At 59.9% G+C, this 26,967-nt stretch carries 21 protein-coding genes, 4 tRNA genes and 1 riboswitch; of the genes, 10 read left to right on the forward strand and 15 right to left on the reverse strand.

The annotated features are described in order from the left end of the window. Positions 1-3: 3 nt before the first annotated feature. Genes AC1DVE_RS17660 through AC1DVE_RS17675 form a run of 4 tightly spaced genes read right to left on the reverse strand, consistent with a single transcriptional unit; the run spans position 4 to position 10,128 of the window. Positions 4-1,557: a hypothetical protein gene (locus AC1DVE_RS17660; RefSeq protein WP_477784075.1), complete on the reverse strand. Its 1,554-nt coding sequence runs from the start codon at positions 1,555-1,557 to the stop codon at positions 4-6. After that, positions 1,554-5,252 carry a hypothetical protein gene (locus AC1DVE_RS17665; protein ID WP_477784076.1) on the reverse strand — a complete coding sequence of 1,233 codons (3,699 nt, stop codon included), beginning with the start codon at positions 5,250-5,252 and terminating at the stop codon, positions 1,554-1,556. The genes AC1DVE_RS17660 and AC1DVE_RS17665 overlap by 4 nt, the downstream gene beginning before the upstream one ends. Continuing rightward, on the reverse strand, positions 5,249-7,804 hold the full coding sequence (locus tag AC1DVE_RS17670) for a hypothetical protein (RefSeq protein ID WP_477784077.1): 2,556 nt from the start codon (positions 7,802-7,804) through the stop codon (positions 5,249-5,251). The genes AC1DVE_RS17665 and AC1DVE_RS17670 overlap by 4 nt, the downstream gene beginning before the upstream one ends. 2 nt (positions 7,805-7,806) lie before the next feature. After that, on the reverse strand, positions 7,807-10,128 hold the full coding sequence (locus tag AC1DVE_RS17675) for a DUF6603 domain-containing protein (protein WP_477784078.1): 2,322 nt from the start codon (positions 10,126-10,128) through the stop codon (positions 7,807-7,809). A gap of 857 nt (positions 10,129-10,985) precedes the next feature. Between AC1DVE_RS17675 and AC1DVE_RS17680 the strand changes: the two genes are divergently transcribed. The 5 genes from AC1DVE_RS17680 to AC1DVE_RS17700 all read left to right on the forward strand — a co-directional run bounded on the left by AC1DVE_RS17680 (position 10,986) and on the right by AC1DVE_RS17700 (position 14,419). Further along, complete coding sequence (locus AC1DVE_RS17680) at positions 10,986-11,672, forward strand: hypothetical protein (RefSeq protein WP_218497413.1); 687 nt, start codon at positions 10,986-10,988, stop codon at positions 11,670-11,672. Between the two features lie 389 nt (positions 11,673-12,061). Beyond that, complete coding sequence (locus AC1DVE_RS17685) at positions 12,062-12,649, forward strand: hypothetical protein (protein ID WP_477784079.1); 588 nt, start codon at positions 12,062-12,064, stop codon at positions 12,647-12,649. Between the two features lie 57 nt (positions 12,650-12,706). Next, the gene (locus tag AC1DVE_RS17690) at positions 12,707-13,171 is read left to right on the forward strand and encodes a hypothetical protein (RefSeq protein WP_477784080.1); all 465 of its coding nucleotides are present in this window, start codon (positions 12,707-12,709) and stop codon (positions 13,169-13,171) included. A 66-nt stretch (positions 13,172-13,237) separates the two neighbouring features. Next, on the forward strand, positions 13,238-13,531 hold the full coding sequence (locus AC1DVE_RS17695; protein WP_477784081.1) for a hypothetical protein: 294 nt from the start codon (positions 13,238-13,240) through the stop codon (positions 13,529-13,531). A gap of 276 nt (positions 13,532-13,807) precedes the next feature. Further along, entirely contained in the window at positions 13,808-14,419 is a 612-nt protein-coding gene (locus AC1DVE_RS17700) for a recombinase family protein (protein ID WP_477784082.1), read from the forward strand. 5 nt (positions 14,420-14,424) lie between these two features. Here the strand turns inward: AC1DVE_RS17700 and AC1DVE_RS17705 are convergent, their stop codons facing one another. The 3 genes from AC1DVE_RS17705 to AC1DVE_RS17715 form a co-directional block, all read right to left on the reverse strand. Then, positions 14,425-14,913 carry a hypothetical protein gene (locus AC1DVE_RS17705; RefSeq protein WP_477784083.1) on the reverse strand — a complete coding sequence of 163 codons (489 nt, stop codon included), beginning with the start codon at positions 14,911-14,913 and terminating at the stop codon, positions 14,425-14,427. Then, on the reverse strand, positions 14,913-15,836 hold the full coding sequence (locus AC1DVE_RS17710; RefSeq protein ID WP_477784084.1) for a ubiquitin family protein: 924 nt from the start codon (positions 15,834-15,836) through the stop codon (positions 14,913-14,915). Before AC1DVE_RS17710 ends, AC1DVE_RS17705 begins: the two co-directional genes overlap by 1 nt. Before the next feature lie 172 nt (positions 15,837-16,008). Continuing rightward, positions 16,009-16,085: transfer RNA gene (locus tag AC1DVE_RS17715), tRNA-Arg, on the reverse strand. 290 nt (positions 16,086-16,375) lie between these two features. Here AC1DVE_RS17715 and AC1DVE_RS17720 point away from each other — a divergent pair. From AC1DVE_RS17720 to AC1DVE_RS17730, 3 genes are all read left to right on the forward strand, one after another. Continuing rightward, positions 16,376-16,600 (forward strand): hypothetical protein, encoded by a 225-nt coding sequence (locus AC1DVE_RS17720; protein ID WP_223455794.1) that lies wholly within the window; start codon positions 16,376-16,378, stop codon positions 16,598-16,600. Between the two features lie 19 nt (positions 16,601-16,619). After that, positions 16,620-16,799, forward strand: a complete 180-nt coding sequence (locus AC1DVE_RS17725) for a PA3371 family protein (RefSeq protein ID WP_095944573.1) — start codon at positions 16,620-16,622, stop codon at positions 16,797-16,799. Positions 16,800-17,210: 411 nt separating this feature from the next. Beyond that, positions 17,211-17,540: an Arc family DNA-binding protein gene (locus AC1DVE_RS17730; protein ID WP_223455793.1), complete on the forward strand. Its 330-nt coding sequence runs from the start codon at positions 17,211-17,213 to the stop codon at positions 17,538-17,540. A 100-nt stretch (positions 17,541-17,640) separates the two neighbouring features. Here the strand turns inward: AC1DVE_RS17730 and mgtE are convergent, their stop codons facing one another. Further along, positions 17,641-19,083, reverse strand: a complete 1,443-nt coding sequence (gene mgtE / locus AC1DVE_RS17735; RefSeq protein ID WP_103397747.1) for a magnesium transporter — start codon at positions 19,081-19,083, stop codon at positions 17,641-17,643. A 321-nt stretch (positions 19,084-19,404) separates the two neighbouring features. Between mgtE and AC1DVE_RS17740 the strand changes: the two genes are divergently transcribed. Next, the gene (locus AC1DVE_RS17740; protein WP_223455796.1) at positions 19,405-19,923 is read left to right on the forward strand and encodes a cell envelope protein SmpA; all 519 of its coding nucleotides are present in this window, start codon (positions 19,405-19,407) and stop codon (positions 19,921-19,923) included. A 19-nt stretch (positions 19,924-19,942) separates the two neighbouring features. On the opposite strand, the gene AC1DVE_RS17745 is transcribed toward AC1DVE_RS17740, so the two are convergent. The 7 genes from AC1DVE_RS17745 to ltaE all read right to left on the reverse strand — a co-directional run bounded on the left by AC1DVE_RS17745 (position 19,943) and on the right by ltaE (position 25,911). Then, positions 19,943-20,019, reverse strand: a tRNA-Arg gene (locus tag AC1DVE_RS17745). 72 nt (positions 20,020-20,091) lie between these two features. Then, a tRNA-Arg gene (locus tag AC1DVE_RS17750) sits at positions 20,092-20,168 on the reverse strand. A gap of 107 nt (positions 20,169-20,275) precedes the next feature. Further along, a tRNA-Ser gene (locus AC1DVE_RS17755) sits at positions 20,276-20,366 on the reverse strand. Positions 20,367-20,428: 62 nt separating this feature from the next. Further along, complete coding sequence (gene csrA / locus AC1DVE_RS17760; RefSeq protein ID WP_002554426.1) at positions 20,429-20,617, reverse strand: carbon storage regulator CsrA; 189 nt, start codon at positions 20,615-20,617, stop codon at positions 20,429-20,431. Positions 20,618-20,805: 188 nt separating this feature from the next. Further along, the gene (locus tag AC1DVE_RS17765; protein ID WP_007971040.1) at positions 20,806-22,047 is read right to left on the reverse strand and encodes an aspartate kinase; all 1,242 of its coding nucleotides are present in this window, start codon (positions 22,045-22,047) and stop codon (positions 20,806-20,808) included. Positions 22,048-22,138: 91 nt separating this feature from the next. Beyond that, positions 22,139-24,760 (reverse strand): alanine--tRNA ligase, encoded by a 2,622-nt coding sequence (alaS, locus tag AC1DVE_RS17770; protein WP_223534289.1) that lies wholly within the window; start codon positions 24,758-24,760, stop codon positions 22,139-22,141. A 146-nt stretch (positions 24,761-24,906) separates the two neighbouring features. Continuing rightward, on the reverse strand, positions 24,907-25,911 hold the full coding sequence (gene ltaE / locus AC1DVE_RS17775) for a low-specificity L-threonine aldolase (RefSeq protein WP_477784085.1): 1,005 nt from the start codon (positions 25,909-25,911) through the stop codon (positions 24,907-24,909). A 196-nt stretch (positions 25,912-26,107) separates the two neighbouring features. Beyond that, positions 26,108-26,278: riboswitch (FMN riboswitch) on the forward strand. Positions 26,279-26,381: 103 nt separating this feature from the next. On the opposite strand from ltaE, the gene AC1DVE_RS17780 reads away from it, so the two are divergent. Further along, the gene (locus tag AC1DVE_RS17780) at positions 26,382-26,891 is read left to right on the forward strand and encodes a 6,7-dimethyl-8-ribityllumazine synthase (protein WP_046042328.1); all 510 of its coding nucleotides are present in this window, start codon (positions 26,382-26,384) and stop codon (positions 26,889-26,891) included. Positions 26,892-26,967: the final 76 nt, after the last annotated feature.

A 26,967-nucleotide genomic window follows, 5' to 3' on the forward strand; every position in this document is an offset into this window, starting at 1 on the left:
GGGCTAATCCCCCGAGCTCGGGTTGTTGAGCACGGCTTCGACCATGACGTCCCACCGCAGGTGCGAGGTCGGAGGGCCGATAACTGGAAGCACGCTCCGCTCGACCCACAGCACAGGAAGACCGTCAGTATCGCGCGCGAGCATCGCCCGGCGCCGTAGCCGGACGCCTGAGCTCGGCACTGCGATTGCGCCGAGGACGTGCCCACGGCCAAATCCGGGGCCGGACGGTCCACCGATCAGTCGCGAGATTGGCCCGGGGCGCGCGCGTGGTAGAGGGCCGCTGAGATCAGCCAAAACCGCCTGATACCACGCCCGGCGACGGACGTAGGGATGCCAGTGCTCGGGCAGCGTTGTCATGGGTTGGTAGCGGAAGTCCCGCATACCGGTGCGACGGGTATCTGCAATTGCCTCTGCGGTTTCGACATTCTCCAGCAGATCGAGCCCGTCGACTCGTAGCTCTACGGCCCAGGTGAGGTTCGCGTCCTCGTCGATGCCGAGCACGATGTCGTCCAGCACCGGGCCGGCGTGTGGTGCCACCGCGACAGGCCACACCACCAGGTCCGTTGGCCCTAAGCCACGAACCTGGAACATCGACCAGTCCGAGGGTGATTGAAGCGTCCACGTCTCCCCGAACGAGTCGCGCACAACCACGCTCTCTCCCAGCCTGACCAGCACACCCGAAGTCGGCGGTCGATCCGCATCGACGGCGCCAGGCGGTGGGATCCATCCCAGGGGAACTGGGAAGACAAACCAGTCCTCGGCGTGCGCCACAGCCAGGTCGGACCTCAGCATCGACGCAAGGTGGGACCGGTCGGGGGCGAAAGCACCAGGATCGACTGCAACGTCCTCGATCTGCCACCAGCGCGGGTGCGGGGCACCAGGAAAGGTCAGACGAGTGGGAACGACCTCGCGCGGATCGGGCACGTGGCCCTCGCTGGGCAGCCGGAGGGGCGGGTCCGGGTCAACCCGCACGCTGAACCAGTCGACGTCGCCGCCGCGGTACTCGTGCACCTCGAGCGGAACATCCCCCGCTGCGAACGCAGCCGAGTAGCCGAGCGTCGAGGTGGAGAATCGGTCCGGAGGCGGCGATGGTACGTCGGCCCAAATGGCGTCACCGGCGAGAACGCCAGAAAGGAACACCGCGCGGCCATCAATTGCCTCTGCCAGCACGTCGTACGGCGCCGGCAGCACACCGAACCGGTACTGGCCGACCGCGGCGGGGTCGAGCTTAGCGGATACCGCCCGGCCAAGCCGTGCACGGCGCCCAATGGTCCACCAGTCCCCTGGCTCGGCCTCTATGAGGGCCTCGGCAGGAATTACGGTCGGATCCAGGACCGGGCGGCTCGGGTCGAGGTCCGGACGGTCCGGGCCATAGCGAAGCGGCATGTGCTCGGGGGTGAGGGTTACGGCCACCGGCGACGAGGCGTCCTCGCCCTGCAGTTCACCCAGCTCCCACTGCCGAGCAAGGAACCACACCGGATCGGCGATCTCCGCGCGTAGCCCCAAGCCTAGGTCGGTACGCCCCGGCTCCAACCACCCCCGCATGAGTGTATTCATGTCGGCCACCCGGATAGGAAGTCGCACGGCTGCTCGAGCTGCACGGTCGGCGACGGCGTTGCCCACGGCAACCCACCCCGATCGGTGGGTCGCGCTGCACGCGCGCGAGTGAGCTCGCGCACCTCAAGGACAGTGCCCAGTAGCGCCACGTCCGTCAGTGGAACCGCAAGGTCGGGAGGCACCGCGAGCAGCACAGCCTGCGGTGCACGAGCCTTGGGCGCATTGAACCCGAACGCGGCCTGGGTCGTGTGCTGGCGCGACGGCACGGAGTCGACCCACGAGTCCAACAACGCAACGGAGACCTTGCCCTTCTTGTCCTCCTCACCCGTGACGCCAGGCCCGTAGAACACCTGTACGGGACCAGTCTTCGACCATACCTTGTCGTCGGGAGCGATCAGTGAAGCCGGCCAGGGCTCGTCGGCAGTAACCTGGTGAGCCTCGAGTGGTGCGAGCCTCGGCCGGACTGCCGCCACAATCTCTAGCCAGTCGCGGTCCAACGCCCCAGCTTGGACTGGTTGGTCCCAGCCGTCCGGCAGTTCGCTCCGCTCGACAACCGCCAGAACGGGTAAGTCCGGTCGCGCGAGCAGCGACCGAATGCCCGCCTGCAACGCCCCGACCGAGCCGGGAACGCCGTCATCGACCAGCTTTTTCCGCTCACCCAGCCGCTCTTCAGCCTCCTTTCGCCGGTCGTCGCTGCTCCAGTCTGGGGACACCTTGTGCAGGCCGAGGCGCCACTGGCGATCAAGGGTCTGCTCGTCCACGGCGCCAGCGCCAGAGACCGAAGCGTGCGCTGCGGAAGCGAGGTCAGCGACGGTTTGCCACCGTACCGACAGGTTCGCAGTCATCGCGGCCACGAGCTTCACGTGCGTAGTCGACGGCACTCCTGCAGCCTCGCTCCCGCCCAGCATTGCCGTCGCACGCACCAATACCGGGTTCGCTGGGTCGTTCAGTTCATCAGGACCGACAAGCATGGCGAACCCCGGGTCGGCGACCACGACCGGATCAACATCCGCGCCTTGTCCCTCTGCAGGGTCCACCGGCAGGACTGCCCAGCACGAGACCTCCACGCTGGTCGCCTCGCGAGGGGTGCGGATACAGCGCAGCTCCGGAGGGGGCGCGAGTCCGGCAGCGGCCTCCATCGCACTACCGCCTGCCTCGGGGCTGCGGGTGACCAACGCGTGTATTCCGTCGACCAGGAGCAGGTCCGCGTAGGTATCCAGCAGCGCATCCAGCGGCGCGAGCTCTGCAGCGAGTTCCGGCGGCAGCCCCGCTGGCAGTGTTCCGGCACGGGCCGCGTCGAGCACCTGCACCCCATCGCAGACCCGGCGTGTCGGGTCGTTGGGCTCGGCGGGTCCCGCACCGACGGACTCCACTGGAACCGTTGGGTACTCGGTGCGCAGCACCCGGACGGCGTCCGGATCGCCGGCGACTGTCTCGACCTCCAGTCCGAGCGCCTCGAATGGATGTACACCAAGCCTCACCCGTTCACCGAATGCGACCGCTCGGCGGACCTTATCGGAGTCCAAGTCCAGCTCCCAGCGGTTGTCAGTGGGATCATTCACTGCGGCATCACGAAACACCGCGGCGACCTGAGCCTGGGCGAACGATGGCGCGTGCAGCAGCCCCGCTGCGGTGGGCCCTGGTCGCAGGACATCGGGGTCGTTGGGTACCCACGGGCGCGGCGCGTCGACCCAGCCGTACGCACCGAGCAGGAACGGAGCGCTGTCGTTGGCGAGGCGCACCAAGCGCCGGTACGCGACGCCAATGAGCCAGGGGTCGACCCGGAACGACGCGGTGTCGAGCGCGGCCTTCACTGCGCGCAGCACCCCCTCAGCGTCGCTCTCGGATGCATCGACGAGCAGCTCGCAAGCCTTCTGTACGGACCAAAACCAGGTGACCAGTTCTTCACCCACACCACCGAGTGCGAACAACTCGTTCGATACGGTATCTGTCCCCGCAATGACGACTTTCTGGAAGTTATCGTCCAACGGGATCTGCCGTCCGCGATCAATCTGCGCGGGATCGGGCGGCGCCACGCTATTGGCATCGAGCCACGCCCGGCCAACGACCGCCCGGCTGGCGATCATCGACTCGCGGATCAAATGCCCCAGCAGACCAAGAGTTCGCTCACTGTTGGTGTACAGCGGTTCGGGATGCTCCTGAATAATCTTTCGGAGCTGGTCCAGGTTCGGCCTCATCATGAGGTTTGGCGGGTCAACGTCGATGAGCGGCTCACCGTCCTTAGGCGGGCCCGGTAGGTGCCAACGGGGACCGGCGGGCGCCACTTGCGCCAGAGGATACGGAATCCCCCGCCAGGCACGTGCCGTCGCCACGTCGTACTCGGTGGGGAGGCTCACGGCATAGCCGTGCTGGATCTCGATCGCCTGGAGCTCGGCCAGATCGAGAATCGGACGGACTCGCCAGAATGCCGACGGCGCGTGGCGGCCATACAGGCGCAGGAGCTGTTCGGTGTCCGCCCCGACGACCGGGGATGCCCCGAGTACGTTGGTACCCGCTGCTGCAGCAGCAGCCGCGCCCGAACGCCAGTGACGCGCCCAATCAACGATAGCCTTCTCCAGCGCCAGGACGTCCGGATCATCGTTTGGATCGTCTTGCCAGGCAGAAAACAGTGACGTCGGCAGCAGGCCGTACGGCTGTTCCCCGACCCGGATCGCCGGCAGCGGCCCCTGTACGGCCAGGTTCTGCGCGGCCCACGCAGCCAATGCAGGCTCGCGCCCCGCTGCTCCGACAACGTCGCGCAGAGCACGGCCCCACAGCAAGGGCCACAATCCTTGCACTGCCGCCCGGCCAAACTCAAGGTGGCGTAGATCACCCTGCGGCAGGGGTAAGTATTCGCCCTGCTCTGCCGGCGGTATGCCGAACGCCTGCAGGAGCGACACGGTGGCGTTTTGATTGGCGGCACTGACCTCGAGCAGCCCGCCCCAAGTGTCTGGGTCGTCGCCCAGCGGGGTGGTCGGCATACCCGCGACCGTGTTGGTCGGAGTGCCCTGCGCGACCGGGGCGAGTCTCCCTGACGCCGCGTGGGCGGCGATCAGGTCCGCGGCAGAAGTCTTGCCCGCGCCGACGACGACAAGCGTCGCGATGCCGAACGCCTCCGCGCCGGTCAGCGGGATATCAGCGGCAAGGCCGACGCCAGCGGCTCGCTCGTAGTCGAGCCACCACAGTGCTGGTAAGGAATTCCCAGGCTTGGTGAACGCGTCGGCCTGGAGATCCTTGGCAATCTCCGTCGCATTCGGATGCAAAGTCGCGACGCGACGCCGCGTGCCATTTGTGAACAGCAGCCAGACGTCGAGGGCGTCTGGCACTCCAATCGGGGTCCCGACACTGAGTGCTGGGGCGCTCGGGGCGGTGGAGACAATGCGCACCGGCCCGGCACCTTGATCCACGACCGCGGTCGCTGTGCGCCAAAGCCACCAGGCGCGGCGCGCGCCCAGCGCAGCAGCGGCCGATCGGAACGCTGCGACCTCGCGAGGCTTCGGGTCCGGTTCGCCGGGAGGGACCGTCCCCAGAGCATCCTTGAGCACCTCAAGTTCCTTGGCAATCGGCGGTGCCGGGCTTCGACCGAGGGAGAAGTCGTCCGGGTAGACCCGCAGGCGAAGGGTCCAGCCACCCGCACCCTCGTCTACGAAGCGGGTCTCGAGTCTCACCGGAGTGAGCACCTCAACGCGGCTCACAGCAGTGGCCCCATGAGCACGCGCACGGGCAAGGCGAAGTGAATCTTCGCGAACTCCGCTGCGTTGTCCGAATCGGGCTGGTCCTTGTTGTAGAACCGGTAACCGGCCGGAGGCTCCTCAAGCACGACCCAGTGGTTCGCCAGCGCCGACGCTGGCACGGGAAACCCGAAGAACGTAACGTCCGCACCGATGGTGCCAGTGAAGGTGGGGTCCACACGCCGCGGTTTGTCGAGCGGCTGGCCGGGATCCGGCGGGACATTCCAATTCGGTGACAGTGCGGGGTCTGGCCGAGCGTCGTAGAGGTAGACGACGGTGGTCGGGTAACGCCGAAAGATCGGCGACCGAAACACAACCACAGCTTCACTCCCCCGCGGCGATGGGGACAGTTCGGGCGCGCTCAGGGGTGTACCGGTCGGCCAGAACCGGATCGGTCTGATGTCGAAGATGTCATCGGGGCTACTAGGTGCTGGCGCCCCAGGCGTGCGTTGCCAGAATCGGCGCAGCGGCGAACTGCGTGGTACCAGTGGCACATTGCGCCACCGTAACTCGGATGCTGCCTGGACATTCGCGCCGATGAGCAACGCCCGAACAAACATCGGATTCGTCTCCACTCCGACAACCTCGTGCTCGGCCAGGTCGCCAACTCCAGGCAGCATCCAGTCCGGCGACTCCTGGGATAGGAAGCTCCACAGCGGTAGGTCGAGGTCGGGCTCGACCTCGAGCGGGCGCATCGAGCGCACGCCCGGCAGGGTTGCATAAACCCGACGTGCAGCCGGAGGTTCTGTCACCGTCGGATCGATCGCTGCAAGCACCGCCTTCCCGAGCGCGCCGAGGTCGACGGGGGAACAGGGTGGCGCCCATTGATCGGGCCGCTCGGCCCAGTCGTCCAGCGGGTCGACCAAGCCCCCCTCGTACCGCAGTGCCCGCCGGACAGCGGCAAGGTCGGTTCGTCCACGCTGGTCAGGGGCTAGTGCAGCAAGCACGGCGGCCAGACGACCTAGATGCGGATCACCACCATTCAAGAGCCCCGCAAGCGCCAGCTTTATTGCTTCTGGATCATCGGTCGCGGCGTGGATCGCGCGCTTCACCGCGGCGTCGCGGTCGGGATGGGGGTCACGCTCGCGGCGCGCCAGAACGTCCCGCGGTTCGGTGGGGTCAGGGCACTTCGCCGCGGCTCTGATGAGAGCTGCCAGGTTACCCGCTTCCGACAGCGCAAGAACCCCGCGCGCCGGGCCCGGTCGGGTGGCACGCCGTGCGGCAGAGGAAAACAGCGCTGGCGTGAGCTGGGATGCGAGACCACTCACGGCGTCGAGTACAGTCCCACCGGCGTCGGTGGGAAGGCGCCCCAGACCCGAGGCCAGCGCCACGAGCGCTCGCACGGGATCGCTCGGGACCCTGCGTCGCCATAGCGAACAGCTCGCCGCCACCCCGAGTGCCAATGCACGGATGCGCTCTGCGGCAAGCACGGTATCACCAAGTTTGATAGCTGCAGCGTCGGCGATCCGGTTCTGCCACGTGATCGCAGTCCACGCACCCAATCCTGCCGCGCCCCGCAGCCGGGGGTCCTCTGTGAGCTGCGCCACCCAGCTGCCAACTGTGAGTGCCGCGACAGTGTCAGCAGCAGAGAGGAACGCACCGGGGTAGTTTGGCGCGGTGATGACGTTGCGCCCATCGGGGATGGTGATCGGTGTCTGCAGCGCGGCGACGTCCGCCGCCACTGTCGGCGGCGGTGGGGTGTCCGCGGGGTCGGGGACAGCGTCGGCCGGGACCCGCAGCGCACCGGCCGCCGAAAGCGTTGACGGGGGTGTGCCGTCGCGGGGCTGATAGCGCAGGTCGGCGCGACCAAACGGTCGACCACCGCGCAGGGCGAGATCAGCCAAGTCGGCGCGCTTGAGCTGGGCGGCGAGCTCCTGGAAGTCGCCCTTCGGGCCGGTGCGAAACTCCCAATGGTCAAGGCAGACGGTCGTTACGGGCTCTTCAGATGCCGTGCTCCAGGCGTGTTTGCCGTCGTCTTTGAAGGCCTTGACCAGTACCGCAACGTACGTCGTGTCGTCTTCGAGCATCATTGGGCTGATCAACCGCGCTCTCTCGAACTCACCAACCTTGTGTACGTGAGCCCATAGCGAAGATTTCTCGAGATCGTATTTAGCTAGGCTCGCCGGAGCGATCCGCACGGTTCCGTCCGGAAGCACGGTCACGCCGTCCGCCCCGCCTGGCCCGACGACCAGCACGAGCCAGGGGTCGAGCTTGTCTCCAGCCGGCGGGAATGGTGTGTAGCGCCAGGGCAGGTCGAGGGCGGCGAACTCGACGTGAGCACACTTCTTCGCCTCGGCGTCTCCGGTACCCGGGGCGGGGAACCGTCGCACGATGCATCCAGGCGCCAGGCGCTCAACATCACGCGGGCCCATGAGCTGGTATTTTGGCTGGATTTCCCTGGTCTCGCCTGTCGAGTCCTGGATGGTGACGGTCAGTTCCCCTCTCAGGCGGCCCGCATCCGCGGTCAACTTCCCAGTGCGCAGCGCGTGGTCGAATCGGGCATAGAAGCTGGCCATCGCTATAGCACCCCCGTCAGTACCACGGACTCGTCCAGGTCGACGCGAGGCACGGCAACCGTAGTCCTCTTCGTCCGAGTGGACTCGTCACGCGCGAACTCATGTGCCGCGGTCGCGCTCTGGAAGACTGCGTTACTACCCACGGCCGTCCACAGCTCGCGGGTGGCACTGAGCACGGGGCTCGGATCGGACAGTGCCGGTTCGGCGCGGGCGGCCTCCACCATAGTTCCGTGGTACTTCAGGTCCAGGAGCACGCCGTTCCTCGCAGCCAGATTCGGCTTCGGAAGGCGCGTGTCAATGACGACCTGGTCAACCGCGCGATCGTCGTCGACGTGGGGGAACGATGTAAGCGGCTGGTCGGCAGGACTGAGTACACGCCCCGCTGGCAGATCTTCGAATGGCGGGCGGTTGAGTAGCTCCGCGTCCGTCAAATTTAAGTAGATGGCCGGTGCGAACCCATCCTCAACAACAGCGCCCGCCCCGACGATGTCGACGGACGCACGTTGCGGCAGGGGCACACCACTCACCCGGTCGACCGACAGCCCAAGCGGGACGACTCGCTGCTGAAGCTGAAGCGAGCCAGTCGGGGGGACCAACACATACTCTTCGGTGGGTTGGCGGGGCGCGAGCACCACGTGTGGGTCGGCCGTGCTGGCCGCACGCAGGCTTCCCTGCGCGGAAAGCGCGTTGAGTACCACCTCGATCAGTGACAATGACGTTGGCAACCTGTCCGCAGGGCCCGATCCTATGACAAACGTCTGGTCCCACGAGATCTCAAACAAAAAGACTGAAATCGACAGCGTCCCGTGCACCGTGACGGGGCCCGGGCCGGAAATCTTCCCGGACAGCGTCACGCTCGCGAACGAGAACCCAGAGACGGACACCGAGAAACCCGCCGCGACCTGCGCATCGAACCGGAACGGCCGAAACTGTACCAGCGCGTCGACCTCGATGAACCCGTGAGCTTCGATGATCAAGTTAATGCTCACCTCGATGCGCCCACCGAGCTGGATGGAGTTCGACGTCACCGCGAAATAACCTTCGACGCGCATCGTCAGGGGAGCCGGCACCGACTGAGACATCCCAACGCGGCGCAGGGCAGGCAACTTGGCGGGTTTCGGGTCGAACCCGGGGAAGAACCCGCCGATGGCGAGCACGGTGTAGGCCTGACTGCCCCAGCTTAGCCTCAATGCAGCGTCGCCGTAGACCTGGAAGATGCCCATCACGTGGCTGTCCACGAGGCTGGCGTCGACCGTGACTAGCTGCTCTACGGGATCGATCACACCGAGCACATCCAACCGAAAGCTTATAAGAGCCGGCAGTTCGGGGATTGCCATGCGGGCGACACCCAGGATCGCGATCTTGCCCTCTGGCAACTGGACCACGACAGCCAACTCAAGGGAGACCAAGCTTGCCTTGGGTCCCGACGAGAGCCACGAGAGCTTGAGTGATGGACCGAAGAGGTGTGTACCCGTGCGTCTCGGGAACAGCCGGTCAAGCGTGGGCGCAAATTTATCCCTATCAGGGATATCCGGCGGCCGCATTTGGAACAGGGCATCCCCGGCAGCACCGGTGCGGATCGCGTTGCGCAACTCCTCGAGATTAAGCGTGCGGTTGACGCCGACGATGCCGCCCACCCGGTCGAGCGAGAACCCGAACGATAGCTGGATCGGTGGGCTAAACCCGATGCCGAGCACTGCCAGGAAGCTGGGGTCGGTACCGTCCACCGCTAGGATCGCCGACGCGCTGACGAGCACGGGCGGAATGGGAACCACGAGACGTCCACCCCAGCCCTTCTCCGTCACCCCGTCGTCGGGCAGCCGAACGAGCGAGCCTCCACCTGGCAGCGAAGGTCCTCCGCCGATTGGCGAAGCGATCGTGGCCTCGAGTGAACCGAGCTGGAACGGACCGACGGGGATGGGATCGAGCACCGTGCCGTCGGGAAGTGGCAGCGGCGCAACGTACAGCATGGCCGTGCTCGCCGCGACGTGCACTGGGCCGAGGTTCAGTTCGGCGCGTAGGCTAGTGGTGGCGAGGTTCTCGACGTCGCCCAGGAAATTGTCAAGGCCGGGGATGTCAGCCAGCGCGCCGAGGGTCGCACGCTTGAGTTGGCTGAGGAGGGTCTTGAGCTTGGCGTCCCAGACGGTGCGGGCCTGCGTCCAGGCCTCGGCACTGAGCGTGGTGGGGTCATCGAGGAACCCGCGAATCTGGTTCGCTGCATCGACGAGCGCGTCAAGGTCGGCGGACAGGGCGCCGGCAGCCGCGAGCCGGTCGCGCAGCGAGTTCACGTACCCGAGCAGCTCGCTTGACGCGCTCAAAGGCATGCCCTCCCTCTTTTACCAACGGTGTCCACTGTCTTCGGACTCGTGCCATTGATTGCTGCCGGCTGCCCACTCCCCCTCTCGCCGACAGATGCTCGGATTTCGGTGCTCGGCTTAAACTCAAGCAGTATAGTGGCCTGCTGAATTCCTGCTCAGGTGTTTCTTTCAGGCCACAGAGTATGCGAGGCCCCCGGCTTCCCGGGTATCAGCCCTCTCCAGGTTGTTTTTTCGGAGTTTCCCAAGAGAAAAGCCACGCCGGATCTGCTGAATGGAGCGTCTCTGGACTTGACCCAGCGCGGGCACAAGAAGAGAGTCTCGACGCAGTGCAAGGCGACGGCAGTGCGTTTGGGTGAACGGCCGGTTTGTTCAATCTGAACCCAGGCCAAGGGCGGCCGTCCGCTTTGGGTCGGTTGCCGTCCTTCGCGACAGGCAAAAAACGGCCGATTCTGTTGAAAAAGTCGACCATGGTTTCCGCAGCAGAAAAGTATGCGTCCGAGATTGAAATCTTTACTTTCGGCAGAGGCTTCCGGACTCAGATTTCACGTAGCAGTGTGCAAAAAAGGCGTTTTAACCAGTCAATGACCAGGCTGTTTGGGCGAACCGACTTTTTCAACAGAATCGGCCATAAGCAGTCGGTAGACAGGCTAGTGGCAAATTGGTAGCGTCTCGTTGCTGCGCTGAATCTTTACCGCGGCCGAACTCGCCGTCATCCATGTCGCTTTTCTCTTTGGGCTATGTCGCGTTTGCTGCGACTCCCTCCCAGCTAAGCCAAGGTTTACGGGACGACAAGGAACGTATACGACATTACTGTCGTGTCTCAATGCGACAGTAATGTCGCCCAATAGTAGTTAGGCGTCATTATGAAGAGCTTTCTTCTCGCTGCAGCGAAACTCGCCACAGGCCTTTTCTTTGCAGGTTTGGCTCTCGCGATTTCGATCGCGCTTTTCTCTTGGGCAACCGATAGCTACAGGAGTAGCCAGGCCAAGCAGTACGAGACCATTAAGGAGTGGTCAGCAGACCTCAGCACGAATCTCGGTTTACAACTTCAGGCTAAGACAAAGGTTGTGTCCGGGAAGCTCTTGTTATCCGTAGATGTCGTCGGATATCCGGCCTACCTATCGGACCCTCGCCTGGCTGAACGAAACCAGAAAGCACAACTCATCATCTACTTCGTCGACCAGGATGGCTTCAGAGTCTTCAGCAAACCAATTGAGCTTTCCGAATTTAGTGGCATCTTAGGCGCGAAGGGCGAGAAAATTGGCCTTCGAACCCAACTGCAAGAATATGTCTCAATCGAGGACTACAAGAGGTTTCAGCATCTTCAGGTCGAATGGACCCTGGAAACCAAGGTACCGCCAGATCTTGCCCTCGATGTAAAGGAAGATCAGAGTCGCCTTGATCACTGCGCTCCCAACATATCGCAAGCAGAACGGCTCAAACGCCTATCAAGACACGGAGAGTTACGACAAACAAGCTCCGGCTCTTATTCTGCAGGCTCTCGATCCGTGCACTTTTTCCACGATGGAACACTACTGAATTGCCAATAAAGAGCTTCTCGCGCTGGCCCAGCGATGGGCAACTATCGGCCGATTCTGTTGAAAAAGTCGGCTTCGCTTTCCACGGCAGAAAAGTACGCGCCTGAGATTAAAATCTGAGTTTTGTGCAGAAGGCTCAGGGCTCAGATTTGACGTAGCAGCGTGCAAAAAAAGTGTTTTCACCGCTCAATGCATGGGTAGCCAGGCCGTGTCGACTTTTTCAACACAATCGGCCACAAGCAGTCACTTGCTACCGACGCTTTGCACATCCTCCTATCCGATGCGTTTCGAGATGTGTGTTAGCCTGCTCAGCCAAAGAATAATGCCCGAACGGCCCCCATTGGTGTCTGGGTTACGGTCGCAGGCATTTTAACGATTTAGGTCAACACAGGGATGTCGTCGTGACTATCGCAGCCACCCAAGCGAAACTTCATTGGAATTATTTCTTGGCTTTGGAGCGTGACATGGATGTGCTCTCACGCTATGTCGAGTTCTGCGAAGAAAATTTTGCAGTTTATTCAGTGGAGCTCGCTCATCTTCTTTTCGCAGCTGCTTCCGAAGTCGACGTTGTGTGTAAGCTAATCTGCGAACAGGTGTCCCCTGGAGCACCAAGAGCAAACATCAACGACTACAAGGCCGTTCTCTTGCAGGTGCTACCAGACCTTCCTATTACCGAAGTTTTTGTCCCTCGTTATGGGTTGTCATACCGTCCATGGTCTAACTGGGAGGGCGATAAAAATCCAGCCTGGTGGCGAAGTTACAACAACGTGAAACATGAGCGGGACGCGTACTTTAACGAAGCAACACTCAAAAACTCGCTGAATGCTCTTGGTGCCTTGCTCGTACTTACCGTCCACTATTACTCTCGAAAGTTGGCTCCAGAGCATGGACAGGTATTGAGGCCGAAGGACACAACGCGGCAGCTAATGCCAGAATCGACGCTGCTTCGCCTTCAAGAAGACAACTACTTTTCACACCTCATTGTGTGAATTCTCGGGAGCGGAGCGGTTACTGGGGTCTATTTCGAGTTGGCCAAGGGAGACTTCATGAAAAAAGTGTTGATTTTAATGCTCGCGACTCTGATCGCTGGATGCTCTACGTCAGGAACATCCATTTTGATCGGTGAGGGTGGTGCGCTTCCACCCACAGACCCAAGCTCGATCTCACTGCTCTTGGAGCCACCGCAGAAAAAGCACACGGTAGTTGCCCTGGTTGAGGGAGTCGCGGCAACAGACGATTACTTCACGAAAGCAAAGACTGAAGCCGCTGCGATCACGGCCATGAAGGAAGAAGCCGCAAGGATTGGCGCAAACGCCATTGTGCTAACCGGTAAAGGCACCCAGCCTTATGGCCAAGTAACGGTTGGGAACAGCACTGGCTCGGCGTACGGTTCCGCAACGGCTACTGGCTTCAACGCCAACGCTTATGCCACAACTGTCAGCTCTGCTATAGGCTGGGAAAAGATTACCTTTAGCGGCACAGCAATCCGATACACGGATGAGGGTGAGTAGGCTGCTTTTCGCACTTCGTGCGCAAAACGCACCGGCCTCCGGTTATCAAAGGCGCTAGGGGATTTCATGAGAAAGCTGCTGGCTGTTTTCACAATTGTGCTTTGTGGGTGTTCAGGCTCGAGCTCGGACTGGACCGCCTTCGTATACCCCGATATAGAAAGCATTCCTGGCCCTGACCAAGCCCAGAATTACACCATAGGAAAATACAGCTCCTTTGAGGAATGTCAGGTTGCAGCCATTGATCGCTTGCGAAGAAATGATGCACAAAGCGGGAAGAGTGGTGATTACATGTGTGGCTATGAATGTAGCCACAGAGAAAACCTTGGTGGGTTGCTGGTTTGCAAAGAAAAGCGCAAATGATCCTCCCCTAACAACTCGTTCAAGGCGGACGCGCTCCGCGCGCCGCCTGAATGTCTGCAACGGGTCGGTCTCTGCCGGTCGTCACTACGGCGTGTGCTGGTCAAGCACGTCTGCTTGGCGCTCACCGCTGAAGATCGAGCCACCATGTCTGTTTCAAAAAGGCATGCCTAACCAGATACGGGCAGATTTTACCTTTTTCAGCCTTTTCGCTTGATAAGTAACACCCAAAGTGCAACATTATTAGTAGAACGCCCTAACTGATACAGGCACCCCTTCATGTTCATCCGCGCATACCTCAGAGCATCAACAGACGAGCAAGACGCCGGCCGCGCACGGGCTTCGCTTGAGCAATTCGCCGCCGACCACAACAAGGTCATCGCGAGCGTGTACCTGGAGAACGCGAGCGGCGCCACGGCTGACCGACCTGAGTTGCTGCGCCTGCTCAAAGATGCGCGCAAGGGTGACGTGCTGCTGGTGGAGTCTATAGACCGACTTTCCCGCTTGCCGGTGGAGGACTGGCAGAAGCTCAAGTCAGCGATTGACTCCAAGGGCTTGCGCATCGTCGCGCTCGATCTGCCAACCAGCCACCAAGGAATGCAGGACACCAAGGGCGACGAGTTCACCGGGCGGATGCTGGGAGCGATCAATTCGATGCTGGTGGAAATGATGGCCGCCATTGCGCGCAAGGATTACGAACAGAGGAGAGAGCGACAAGCACAAGGAATTGAGAAGGCGAAAGCCGAGGGCAAGTATCAGGGGCGCCCGGTAGACGAGGATCTGCACAAGCGAGTCAGGGAGTTGCTTAAGGCTGGGCTAGGTATTCGGGCAACAGCACGGCACGCGAGCTGTTCAACGACGACCGTTTTGCGCATAAAAAACGAACATTAGCCCGACTATTGCTTCTCGACCACGGGTTTTTTCTTTTCATCAATTATCTCATTGTAGCGACCGACCTGCAGCTGCATCAGCTGATTAGGAAGCGTCAAAGAAATGATAAAAGCTAGAGTAGCGAACGATAGATATACCCTCTCAAGCCAGATGAGGGTTGTGGCTAAGTCTTTGTTTTTCTCAAGAAGATTTGCAGCGAATACCATACCCAAAATGATTAGATACAGCATGAAAAGCCATTTATAACGGATGATTCTGTTAACAAAGGTCGTTTTTGTTGCAGCTGCCTCACGCCAAATCTTTGCCGTCGGCTTTGGCTCTATGAGTAACGTAAGAACGGTCATCAGAAAACCGGCCAAGATCGAGAAAACGTCAGTAATCATTGACCTGGCGTCGTTATTCTCGTGCACCAAAGGTTGACCATGCCAACCGCACCAGCCGCTGACAAAGGCCGCGCCCAGGAAGAATAGAAGACGACGCCAGTCAATATTCATTATTGCTCCAGCAATTTTTGATTCTTGAGTTGCCCAAAATACTTGACCATAGCATCCCAAATCTCTACATGATTTACCGATGTCCCATTTTTCTCAACGTTGACAGCAGAGTGAAGCTTGACATCATCGCTAGTGATCGGTGTTCCATCGCGCGTCAGAATAGTGAAACTATCGACAGGAGAGTCGTCATCAGAGAGGATCTCGTTCGCCAAGTCAGTGATTGTACTTTGGGACTCGACCGTGGCCCGAGAATTGCCATCCAGGCCTATTTCCAGCGCTACGGTCATGTCTTGGAGTGACTTTTCCTGGGAGCGAGTAGGGTCTTTGCCAATCAGCGCCATTACCTCCTCGCCCACGGAAGACAGAACACCGCCAAGCCATCCTCCATCTGCCTTCGGCAGACTCAACTTATAGGCATTCACATTCAACCGGATAGATTTCGCACCTTGCGCATTAAGGATAGCGACTTTGTCAATGTTGCTTGAGGCATGAAACTTTATAGGGTCGAGCTGGTATTTTTGCGCCTTGATGAGCATGAAAAAATAACCCGCACATTTTTGATGTGACAGTCCGTGACCGCAAAACAACACGTTGTGCTCGCTGATAAGTACGTAACACTCCCCGGTCTTGATTTCTTTGCCGGCAGGTGCGCCTAAAACGCCCTCATCGTCGAGCTTGCCTAACGCCTTTGGGGTTAGCGTCGAGCTATGGGTGCCAGGAGAGTATCTTGCGAGATGGTAGAGCCTGCCCACCGGCGAGTCTCGAAACCGCTGGATACGCACGACATCATCAAACATCTGGATTTCGGTCTGCCCGATACCCAGCTTATCGGAGATATCGATAAGCGCCGTACTGAAATCCACCAAGCCACCAGCCGGGTCGATGACTCTAAAACAGTAGATACGCTTAAGAACTCGACTCATGGACACATCCTGCATTCGAATGAAGAAAGATGCAGAAGGATGAATGGCCCTGACGAGTGGCCCGGAAGAATTGCGGGCCTAAGAAGCGCGGGGTTGACGTCCTTTTGCACCCACTACGCACCCGCGAACTAAAACTGGCACGGGGCTAAAACCGTGAAACCATTGAAATAGATGGTGTCCCAGGGCAGGTTCGAACTGCCAACCTTCCCCTTAGGAGGGGGATGCTCTATCCAATTGAGCTACTGAGACACACGTTGACCGCGACGAAACGCGATGCGATGGACGGCGTGCATGTTAACGGCCGGGCTGGCTTTTGTCATGTCGTCCGTAGGCTTTTTAAGTGTAGGCAGACGCCTCGGCCGGGCGCGGACTTGTTTACCCTGCAAATTGCGCCATTACAAAAAGCCAGCATTGCAAAATGCAATATGGCGCTTTACCAAAAATAACTTAATTCGTTGTTTTTAAAGAATTTAATTGCCGATAGACTCTGGCATGCGAGCGGCTTCTCCTGTTCTTACAGAACAATTGAGGCCCGCCCCATGAACATCGCCCTTTTACTCTCGAGTGCAATCGCTCTGACGGTTTTGCCGGGTTTTCATTTTACCCCCGAGAGCGGTGCTGCGCAGGTTGCCCAGCGAATGCCACATTACCTTCAACTGCAGAAAGCCCCGCATTTGGCAGTTATGGGCGACCAGCACGGCTTTGTCAGCCAGGAAAACATCCTGGTACCGGCTCCGTCTGCCGAAGCTTGGTATTTTGAATGAACCCCTCCAGGAGCACAGCATGTCCAGATCAGCCGCGAGTTTCTTCATCCTCGCCTTGTTGAGCGGCATTTTTCATCTGTCATTGACCCAGGACATGGTCGTCACCCTCCCCCTGATCGCCTGTGGTGTATTCAGCGCCCTGTTCGTGCTCGCACTGATTGCCGGACGCAAGATCAAATTTGATCCGGTCCTACGTTAATCCGGGTATGGCAGACCCGGCGCAAGGGCCTGCCATCCATCCTGAATTCACCCCATCCATACGACTTCCCCTAGTAAATCGGCCATTTGCCACTATTCTGTAAAAGACAAGGAACAGGGATCGAGTCCGCTTTTGCTGCCTGTCAGAAGCCTTTCGTGGGTTGGAGAAAGCGCTAAGCGATACGGCCCGGTCGAACTTTTCAAACCAGTCAGCATTTCTGATAATTGGTGCTGGCAGAAAGCCTTTATACAGTTCAATATTTGTCACAGAATTGACGCCAAGGATCTGGCTTGTTTGAGGCATGATGCGCGCCTATCAATTCAGGTTGAACATTTGGTCAGAGCGCTTGTCCTATCAGACATCCTGCGGCCAATCCCGAAAACCGCTCCCCTGAACTAACCGGTTAAATATATGCGCCCATTGAAACAGGCAATTTATTCCAGCCGTACGGCTGACAAGTTCGTCGTACGTCTGCCAGACGGAATGCGTGAACGCATTGCCGAGGTGGCTCGCAATCATCATCGCAGCATGAACTCCGAAATTATTGCGCGCCTTGAGCAAAGTCTTATTCAGGAAGGCGCACTGGGAGAAGAACTGAGCATGCGCCTGGACAGCCCGGAGCTTTCCTTGCACGAACGGGAACTGCTGCAGCGCTTCCGCCAACTCTCCCATCGACAGCAGAACGCCCTGGTTTCACTGATCGCTCATGACGCTGAAATGACGACCGCCGACGCGTCCTGATTCAGCCAGAAAGTTCAAGCCAGCCTGATCGCTGGCTTTTTTTTGCCTGAAATCCGGGCACAAAAAACCCGCCGGACGGCGGGTTTTAGTGAAACGGACTTTAGAGCAGGAAGATTGTCGCCAGCCCCAGGAAGATGAAAAAGCCGCCGCTGTCGGTCATGGCCGTGATCATCACACTGGCCCCCATTGCCGGATCGCGCCCCATCTTCGCCAGGGTCATCGGGATCAAAACCCCCATCAACGCCGCCAGCAACAGGTTGAGCGTCATCGCGGCGGTCATCACCACGCCCAATGACCAACTGCCATAGAGCAGGTAGGCAACCACACCGATCACCCCGCCCCAGATCACGCCGTTGATCAGCGCTACCGCCAATTCCTTGCGCATCAGGCGCGAGGTATTGCCGGTACTCACCTGGTCCAGCGCCATGGCCCGAACAATCATGGTGATGGTCTGGTTACCCGAGTTACCGCCGATCCCCGCCACGATCGGCATCAACGCCGCAAGCGCCACGAGCTTCTCGATCGAACCTTCAAACAAACCGATGACCCGAGAAGCCACGAACGCGGTGATCAGGTTGATCGCCAGCCAGGCCCAACGGTTACGCAGGGATTTCCAGACCGACGCAAAAATGTCTTCCTCTTCACGCAGACCCGCCATGTTGAGAACTTCGCTTTCGCTCTCTTCACGGATCAGGTCGACCATTTCATCGATGGTCAGACGGCCGATCAGCTTGCCGTTCTTGTCGACCACGGGCGCGGAGATCAAGTCGTAACGTTCGAACGCCTGGGCCGCATCGTAGGCGTCTTCGTCCGGGTGGAAACTCACCGGATCGCTGGCCATCACCTCGGAAACCTGTTTATCCGGATCGTTGACCAGCAAGCGCTTGATCGGCAACACGCCCTTGAGGACGCCGTCGTAATCGACCACGAACAGTTTGTCGGTATGGCCCGGCAACTCCTTGAGACGGCGCAGATAACGCAAGACCACTTCAAGGCTGACATCCTCGCGGATGGTCACCATCTCGAAGTCCATCAACGCACCGACCTGTTCCTCGTCGTAGGACAGTGCCGAACGCACACGCTCGCGTTGTTGCTGGTCGAGGGTCTCCATGAGCTCATGGACGACGTCTCGCGGCAGCTCGGAGGCCAGGTCAGCGAGTTCGTCGGCATCCATGTCCTTGGCGGCTGCCAGGAGCTCGTGATCGTCCATGTCGGCGATCAGCGATTCACGAACCGAATCGGATACTTCAAGAAGGATGTCGCCGTCGCGATCGGCCTTGACCAGTTGCCAGAGCGTCAGACGATCGTCCAGCGGCAAGGCTTCAAGGATGTAGGCGACGTCGGCGGAGTGCAGGTCATCGAGTTTGCGTTGCAACTCGACAAGGTTCTGCCGGTGGACCAGGTTCTCGACCCGGTCATGATGCGGGCCTTCCTGGCGGTGAGTCAGGTCTTCTACCACTCGCTGGCGCTGCAGCAACTCAACCACCTGAGCCAGGCGATCCTGCAAGCTTTCCTGCGTTTTCTTTACTTCAACATCGGACATAGGCGAACTCCACTCCCAGCAGCGGGGCACGCCGGAAGGATCAATCAGTCAATTCATGATTGGTGAAACGGGGTACCGAGTAACTACTGGGTAAGTCCATGGAGGTATTCCACAAGCCCCGGCGGGGCTGACGGGCGCAATGATACACCGCCTGACGGTTTTAAACGTTAAAAAATCTTGGCTGAAACAAGCGCTTGCACAACAAACTTGAGCATCGTCCTGATCCACAAAAATGCGACGACGTATTCTGAAAAGAAAACACACCACCCTTCGAAAATTGTAGCCGCTACCCTTGAAAAGGAACGTCATGGAGGACGCCTGATGCCATCAGTTGCACAATTCCTTTTACTGCTCGGCCTGCTCAGCCCCCCGCCCCTGGCGCTCGCCACCACCGTTCAGCGCTGCGAGGCGGCCAATGGGCGCATTACCTTCACTACACTGAGTTGTGCCGCGGGAGAAAGCGTTTCACTTCAGGACGTCCGTGCCTTTACACCCGGCAGCACGATGGCGCTTATGCCGCCAGCCGAACCCCGTGAAACATCAGGAATGAAAATCCAAAGGAAAGAGCCGACCGTGGTCGATCAGGCGCAGGACAAGTGCGCAAACCTGATCAGTGCCAGGCAGCGCCGGGAGGCGATCATCAATCAGCGAGTGGTCGCCGGCATGAGCCAGCAAGACGTCGAAAGCGCCCTCGGCAAGCCGGACAGGATCAGTATTCGCAATTCAGCCACGAGCTACCGCTACGACACCCTGCGAGGTCGCAGCGCACAGGTGGAGTTCGACGAGAGGGGATGCACGAAAGGAAAAGCCAAATCCCGGACGGCAAAAAGCCCGCATTAGATGCGGGCTTTCTGTTGTATGGTGCACTCGACAGGATTCGAACCTGTGACCGCTCGGTTCGTAGCCGAGTACTCTATCCAGCTGAGCTACGAGTGCATTTTGTGTTTTTAGACCAGACCACAACTGGCTGAAGCCAAGTTACTTGCATTACTGCAACCAACTCTTAAATGGTGCACTCGACAGGATTCGAACCTGTGACCGCTCGGTTCGTAGCCGAGTACTCTATCCAGCTGAGCTACGAGTGCATTTGTTGCCGCGCATTATAGGCCGTCTAATCTCTATGTCAAGCACTTTTTCTAGTAATTTCAACAACTTACCGAAGAAGCCAGATTACAACGTACTACGCAAATAATGGCGGAGAACGGGGGATTCGAACCCCCGACACCCTTTTGAGGTGTACTCCCTTAGCAGGGGAGCGCCTTCGGCCACTCGGCCAGCTCTCCGCAACACGGGGCGTATATTAACCAGCTTCTTCCCCGTTTGCAAACATAAAAAACGATAAAAATTAATGGCTTGGTTCTTCGTCCTTCTCTTTCTTGATACGCAGGTAAATTTCTTCCCGGTGAACAGCCACCTCTTTGGGGGCATTAACACCGATGCGCACTTGATTTCCTTTGACGCCGAGCACGGTCACGGTGATTTCGCCATCACCGATAATCAGGCTTTCTGCACACCGACGAGTCAGAATCAGCATACCTTTCTCCTCACGCATTACATTTCAGGGACAACAGTCTGCAAAAAAAAGGCACTCGACCCACAACCGGAGCGGTCGCAGCCCTACATGCCTGAGTATTGACTAGCGCGAGCAAAAGAACAGCCTCGGGGGTCACGCCATTCAAAAAAACAAAAGGCGCGGTCAGACCGCGCCTTTTGGCAAACGCATCACTCGCCCTGGCGGGCCGGTGCGTCCAGTTCGAAAGCCGTGTGCAGAGCGCGCACAGCCAGTTCCAGGTACTTCTCTTCGATCACTACGGAGACTTTGATTTCCGACGTCGAGATCATCTGGATGTTGATGCTTTCCTTGGCCAGGGATTCGAACATGCGGCTGGCCACGCCTGCGTGAGAACGCATGCCAACGCCGACGATCGACACCTTGGCGATCTTGGTGTCGCCCACGACTTCACGGGCACCCAGCTCGCCAGCGGTTTTTTCCAGTACGGCTTGCGCCGCCTGGTAGTCGTTACGGTGCACGGTGAAGGTGAAGTCGGTGGTGTTATCGTGCGCGACGTTCTGCACGATCATGTCGACTTCGATGTTCGCGGCACTGATCGGGCCGAGAATCTTGAAGGCAACGCCCGGGATGTCTGGCACGCCACGGATGGTCAGCTTGGCTTCATCGCGGTTGAAAGCGATACCGGAAATGATCGGCTGTTCCATGGTTTCCTCTTCATCAATAGTAATGAGGGTGCCCGGACCCTCCTTGAAGCTGTGCAGTACGCGCAGCGGAACGTTGTACTTGCCGGCGAACTCGACCGCGCGGATCTGCAGCACCTTGGAACCGAGGCTGGCCATTTCCAGCATCTCTTCGAAGGTGATCTTGTCCAGGCGCTGAGCCACGGACACCACACGCGGGTCGGTGGTGTAGACACCGTCGACGTCGGTGTAGATCTGGCATTCGTCAGCCTTCAGGGCTGCCGCCAGCGCCACGCCGGTGGTGTCGGAACCGCCACGACCGAGGGTGGTGATGTTGCCGTGCTCGTCGACGCCCTGGAAACCGGCGACAACCACCACACGACCTGCCTTCAGGTCACCGCGAATCTTCTGGTCATCAATCTGCAAGATACGCGCTTTATTGTGCGCGCTATCCGTCAGAATCCGCACCTGGTTGCCGGTGTACGACACCGCCGGCACGCCGCGCTTGATCAGCGCCATGGCCAACAGGGCAATCGTCACCTGCTCACCGGTGGAAACGATCACGTCCAGCTCGCGCGGAACCGGTTGGCCGTCGCCACTGATTTGCTTGGCCAGATCGATCAGACGGTTGGTCTCGCCGCTCATTGCAGACAGCACAACCACCAGGTCATCGCCGGCATCGCGGAATTTCTTAACCTTGTCGGCGACCTGCTCGATTCTCTCGACAGTGCCGACCGAGGTGCCTCCAAATTTCTGTACGATCAAAGCCATTTCAAAGCCGCCTCTGCCCATGAAGGGCGCCCAAATAATCACTCAAACAGCGTTGCGGCCCACCACTAGACTGCGGGCCGCAAGTACTGCCTTATAGACCCTGCTCTACAAACGGAACGGTCAGGGCCAGTGCCGCATCCAGTGCGCCAGCGTCGGTACCGCCGCCTTGCGCCATGTCTGGACGACCACCACCCTTCCCGCCCACTGCCGCAGCGGCTTGCTTCATCAAATCACCGGCTTTGAGTTGGCCAGTCAGGTCTTTGGTTACGCCTGCAACCAGAACGACCTTTTCCTCATGGACACTGCCGAGCAGGATCACTGCGCGGCCGAGTTTGTTTTTCAGTTGATCGACCAGCGCCAGCAGCGCCTTGCCATCCTGACCGTCCAGACGCACGGCCAGCACTTTCACGTCCTTGACATCCAGCGCCTGGGCCGACAGATCGTCGCCCGCGGCACTGGCAGCCTTGGCTTGCAACTGCTCGAGTTGCTTCTCCAGCAGACGGTTGCGCTCCAGCACAGCCGACAGCTTGTCGATCAGGTTGTCGCGGCTGCCCTTGACCAGGCTGGCCGCTTCCTTGAGTTGTTCTTCCGCCGCGTTCAAGTAGGCCAGCGCTTGCGCACCGGTGACGGCTTCGATACGACGCACACCCGATGCCACACCGCCTTCGCTGATGATTTTCAGCAGGCCGATGTCGCCGGTACGGTTGGCGTGGATACCGCCGCACAACTCGACGGAGAAATCGCCCATGCTCAGTACACGCACGTTGTCGCCGTATTTCTCGCCGAACAGCGCCATGGCGCCTTTCTGCTTGGCGGTTTCGATATCGGTTTCTTCGGTTTCAACTTCGGAGTTCTTGCGAATCTCGGCGTTGACGATGTCTTCCAGCGCTTTCAGTTGTTCAGGCTTGATGGCTTCGAAGTGACTGAAGTCAAAACGCAGGCGCTGACTGTCGACCAATGAGCCTTTCTGCTGAACGTGATCGCCCAGCACCTGGCGCAATGCAGCGTGCAGCAAGTGAGTCGCGGAGTGGTTCAACGACGTGGCGTGACGCACCTCGGCATCAACGTGGGTCTCGACCGGCGTACCGACGATCAGGCTACCCGAATCCAGGATACCGTGGTGCAGGAATGCACCGCCGGTCTTGGTGGTGTCACGCACGTCGAAACGCGCGCTGCCCGCCTGCAGATAACCGCAATCACCGACCTGGCCACCGGACTCGGCGTAGAACGGCGTCTTGTCGAGAACGATCACGCCCTCATCGCCTTCGCTCAATACGTCGACCGACTGGCCATCTTTATACAGCGCAACGATTTTGGCGGAACCGCTGTGAGCGATGTAACCGGTGAACTCGGTGGCCACGTCAACCTTGACCAGGCTGTTGTAGTCCATGCCGAAGGAGCTGGCGGAACGGGCACGGACGCGCTGGGCTTCCATCTCACGCTCGAAACCTGCTTCGTCGATGGTCAGGCTGCGCTCGCGAGCGATGTCACCGGTCAGGTCCATCGGGAAGCCATAGGTGTCGTAGAGTTTGAACACCACGTCGCCCGGCACCACGTCGCCTTTGAGTTCAGCCAGATCCTGCTCGAGGATCTTCAGGCCCTGCTCCAGGGTCTTGGCGAATTGCTCTTCTTCGGCCTTCAGCACGCGCTCGATGTGCGCCTGCTGGGACTTCAGTTCCGGGAAGGCTTCGCCCATCTCGGCAACCAGGGCCGCGACGATCTGGTAGAAGAAGCTGCCCTTGGCGCCCAGCTTGTTACCGTGACGGCAAGCGCGACGGATGATCCGGCGCAGCACGTAGCCGCGGCCTTCGTTGGACGGCAGCACGCCGTCGGCGATCAGGAAGCCGCAGGAACGGATGTGGTCAGCCACGACTTTCAGCGAAGCCTGGGCGTCGTTGGTACAGCCGATGGCCTTGGCCGAAGCGCTCAGCAAGCTCTGGAACAGGTCGATTTCATAGTTCGAGTGAACGTGCTGCAGCACTGCACTGATCCGCTCCAGGCCCATGCCGGTGTCCACCGACGGCGCTGGCAGCGGGTGCAACACGCCATCGGCGGTGCGGTTGAACTGCATGAACACGTTGTTCCAGATTTCGATGTAACGGTCGCCGTCTTCTTCCGGCGAGCCCGGTGGGCCACCCCAGATGTCGGCGCCGTGATCGTAGAAAATCTCGGTGCAAGGACCGCACGGGCCGGTATCGCCCATGGTCCAGAAGTTGTCGGAGGCGTACGGCGCGCCCTTGTTGTCGCCGATGCGCACCATGCGCTCGGCCGGAACCCCGATTTCCTTGGTCCAGATGTCGTACGCCTCGTCATCGCTGGCGTAGACGGTGACCCAGAGCTTTTCCTTCGGCAGGTTCAGCCACTTGTCGGACGTCAGGAAGTTCCAGGCGTAGGTGATCGCGTCACGCTTGAAATAATCACCAAAGCTGAAGTTACCCAGCATTTCGAAGAAGGTGTGGTGACGAGCGGTATAACCGACGTTTTCCAGGTCGTTGTGCTTGCCGCCGGCGCGCACGCATTTCTGGCTGCTGACGGCGCGGGTGTACGCGCGCTTTTCCTGGCCCAGGAAGCAGTCCTTGAACTGGTTCATCCCCGCGTTAGTGAACAGCAGGGTTGGGTCGTTGCCCGGAATCAAAGAGCTGGAGGCTACACGGGTGTGGCCTTGCTCTTCGAAGAAGCGAAGGAAGGCTTCACGGATTTCTGCGCTTTTCATTAGGTTCTTCCACGGAGGCTGCGGCCAAAGGCCTGTTCGAAACGTCAACAGACGAAGCGACGGCAAAGGGCCGCATTATATCGGCCCTGCGCGCGGGGTACAGCGTGTTTATACGATAGAAACGCTCAATTGGAGCGCTAACGCTATCACTTGCGCGAAAAGCCGACGAATGTCGCGACGACTTGCTCGATTTGCCCACGGCTGACGTCCATGTGGGTGACCATGCGCAGACGCGCGGCGGCACTGAGCTTGATCCCGCGCTCGGCGGCAAAGGCCTTGATGGCCTCGGCCTGGTCGCCCATCTGCACGTAAACCATGTTGGTCTGCACCGGCTCGACCTCGTAGCCTGCCGCGCGCAGGCCTTCGGCCAGCAACTGTGCGTTCGCGTGGTCGTCGGCCAGGCGCTCTACGTTGTGATCCAGTGCATACAGGCCTGCCGCCGCCAGAATGCCGGCCTGACGCATGCCGCCACCGACCATCTTGCGCAGGCGCCGGGCCTTGCCGATCAGCTCGGCCGAGCCGCACAGCACCGAACCGACCGGTGCACCCAAGCCTTTGGACAGGCACACCGAGACGGAATCGAAATACTGGGTGATTTCCCGGGCATCGACACCCAGTTTCACTGCCGCGTTGTAGAGGCGTGCGCCGTCCAGGTGCAGTTGCAAGCCATGCTCGCGGGTAAAACTGCGCGCCCGCGCCAGATATTCCAGCGGCAGGACTTTGCCTTGCATGGTGTTTTCCAGCGCCAGCAAACGCGTACGGGCGAAATGGAAGTCGTCCGGCTTGATCGCCGCCGCGACCTGCGCCAGGTCCAGCGAACCATCGGCCTGTACTTCCAGCGGCTGTGGCTGGATCGAGCCAAGCACCGCCGCGCCACCCCCTTCGTACTTATAAGTGTGGGCCTGCTGGCCGACGATGTACTCGTCACCGCGTTCGCAACGAGCCATCAACCCCAGCAGGTTGCTCATGGTGCCGGTCGGCACGAACAGTGCCGCGGCAAAACCCAGGCGCCCGGCCAGTTCGGCTTCCAGGTGATTGACCGTCGGATCTTCGCCATACACGTCATCGCCGGTGGCGGCCTTGGTCATTGCCTCGAGCATGCTGGCGCAAGGTTGGGTGACGGTGTCGCTGCGAAGATCGATAACGCTCATGAATCTGGCCTCGGTAAGCAGGGGAAATCCCTTTCAGGAAAGAATTACTGCGGGCATGGCGACGATTAATCAACCCTCGCGTAGGAAAAGGCCGATTAAACCAACGGAAAAGTCGATGACAATCATCCAAAAGGGGTCATGCGCATACCGGAAATATGTGATAAAAACGCTGCGCCGCCACACATTCCGGCGGCAAAAACGTTCTCAGGGCGGGGTGCAACTCCCCACCGGCGGTAATTGCGCACACTGCGCATAGCCCGCGAGCGCTTGGTGACAGCACGGCTTCGGCGGTGCCTGGCAGCAAGGTCAGCAGACCCGGTGTGATCCCGGGGCCGACGGTCATAGTCCGGATGAAGAGAGAACGGGATTGACAACAAAGGGCCGTCCGCCGGCATTCGTGCAAGCGTGCGTACCCTCAGATCCCCTTCGATTCATAACGCCCTGTTTTTCACACAAACAGGAGTCAGAACATGCAACCCACCGCAATCGACAGCAAAAGCAAACACCATCACGGCGAGCGCGTTGCGTTCATCCAGGCCTGTTGGCACAAGGACATTGTCGATCAGAGCCGTAAAGGCTTCGTCGCCGAAATGATTGCCCAGGGTTATCAGGAGTCCGACATCGACTTCTTCGAAGTCGGCGGCGCCTTTGAAATGCCCCTGCACGCCAAGTTGCTGGCCAAGACCGGTCGTTATTCCGGCATCGTCGCGGCAGCCCTGGTGGTAGACGGCGGGATCTACCGACACGAGTTCGTCGCCCAGTCGGTGGTCAGCGGCTTGATGCAGGTACAACTGGAAACCGAAGTGCCGGTGTTCTCGGTGTCCCTGACCCCGCACCACTTCCATGCAGGCGAAGAACACCAGAAGTTCTTTTTCGAGCATTTCCTGCATAAAGGCCAGGAAGCGGCGAAGACCTGTGCGGATACGTTGCTGAAGATCCGTTCGCTGCGTCGCAGTGAGCCGCGTGCGGTAGCGGTCTGAAGTGACCCGGGTGAAGCTTCTGGCTTCACCCAAATCAACTGTGGGAGCGAGCAAGCTCGCTCCCACAGGGTTTTCC

The organism is Pseudomonas sp. P4_B4 (assembly GCF_056402255.1).

Bases quoted from the DNA above. Each gene is read 5' to 3' on its own strand.
- AC1DVE_RS17660 (WP_477784075.1), bottom strand. From the start codon at position 1,557: ATGAATACACTCATGCGGGGGTGGTTGGAGCCGGGGCGTACCGACCTA.
- AC1DVE_RS17670 (WP_477784077.1), bottom strand. From the start codon at position 7,804: ATGGCCAGCTTCTATGCCCGATTCGACCACGCGCTGCGCACTGGGAAG.
- AC1DVE_RS17675 (WP_477784078.1), bottom strand. From the start codon at position 10,128: ATGCCTTTGAGCGCGTCAAGCGAGCTGCTCGGGTACGTGAACTCGCTG.
- AC1DVE_RS17680 (WP_218497413.1), top strand. From the start codon at position 10,986: ATGAAGAGCTTTCTTCTCGCTGCAGCGAAACTCGCCACAGGCCTTTTC.
- AC1DVE_RS17690 (WP_477784080.1), top strand. From the start codon at position 12,707: ATGAAAAAAGTGTTGATTTTAATGCTCGCGACTCTGATCGCTGGATGC.
- AC1DVE_RS17695 (WP_477784081.1), top strand. From the start codon at position 13,238: ATGAGAAAGCTGCTGGCTGTTTTCACAATTGTGCTTTGTGGGTGTTCA.
- AC1DVE_RS17700 (WP_477784082.1), top strand. From the start codon at position 13,808: ATGTTCATCCGCGCATACCTCAGAGCATCAACAGACGAGCAAGACGCC.
- AC1DVE_RS17705 (WP_477784083.1), bottom strand. From the start codon at position 14,913: ATGAATATTGACTGGCGTCGTCTTCTATTCTTCCTGGGCGCGGCCTTT.
- AC1DVE_RS17710 (WP_477784084.1), bottom strand. From the start codon at position 15,836: ATGAGTCGAGTTCTTAAGCGTATCTACTGTTTTAGAGTCATCGACCCG.
- AC1DVE_RS17720 (WP_223455794.1), top strand. From the start codon at position 16,376: ATGAACATCGCCCTTTTACTCTCGAGTGCAATCGCTCTGACGGTTTTG.
- AC1DVE_RS17725 (WP_095944573.1), top strand. From the start codon at position 16,620: ATGTCCAGATCAGCCGCGAGTTTCTTCATCCTCGCCTTGTTGAGCGGC.
- AC1DVE_RS17730 (WP_223455793.1), top strand. From the start codon at position 17,211: ATGCGCCCATTGAAACAGGCAATTTATTCCAGCCGTACGGCTGACAAG.
- mgtE (WP_103397747.1), bottom strand. From the start codon at position 19,083: ATGTCCGATGTTGAAGTAAAGAAAACGCAGGAAAGCTTGCAGGATCGC.
- AC1DVE_RS17740 (WP_223455796.1), top strand. From the start codon at position 19,405: ATGCCATCAGTTGCACAATTCCTTTTACTGCTCGGCCTGCTCAGCCCC.
- csrA (WP_002554426.1), bottom strand. From the start codon at position 20,617: ATGCTGATTCTGACTCGTCGGTGTGCAGAAAGCCTGATTATCGGTGAT.
- AC1DVE_RS17765 (WP_007971040.1), bottom strand. From the start codon at position 22,047: ATGGCTTTGATCGTACAGAAATTTGGAGGCACCTCGGTCGGCACTGTC.
- alaS (WP_223534289.1), bottom strand. From the start codon at position 24,760: ATGAAAAGCGCAGAAATCCGTGAAGCCTTCCTTCGCTTCTTCGAAGAG.
- ltaE (WP_477784085.1), bottom strand. From the start codon at position 25,911: ATGAGCGTTATCGATCTTCGCAGCGACACCGTCACCCAACCTTGCGCC.
- AC1DVE_RS17780 (WP_046042328.1), top strand. From the start codon at position 26,382: ATGCAACCCACCGCAATCGACAGCAAAAGCAAACACCATCACGGCGAG.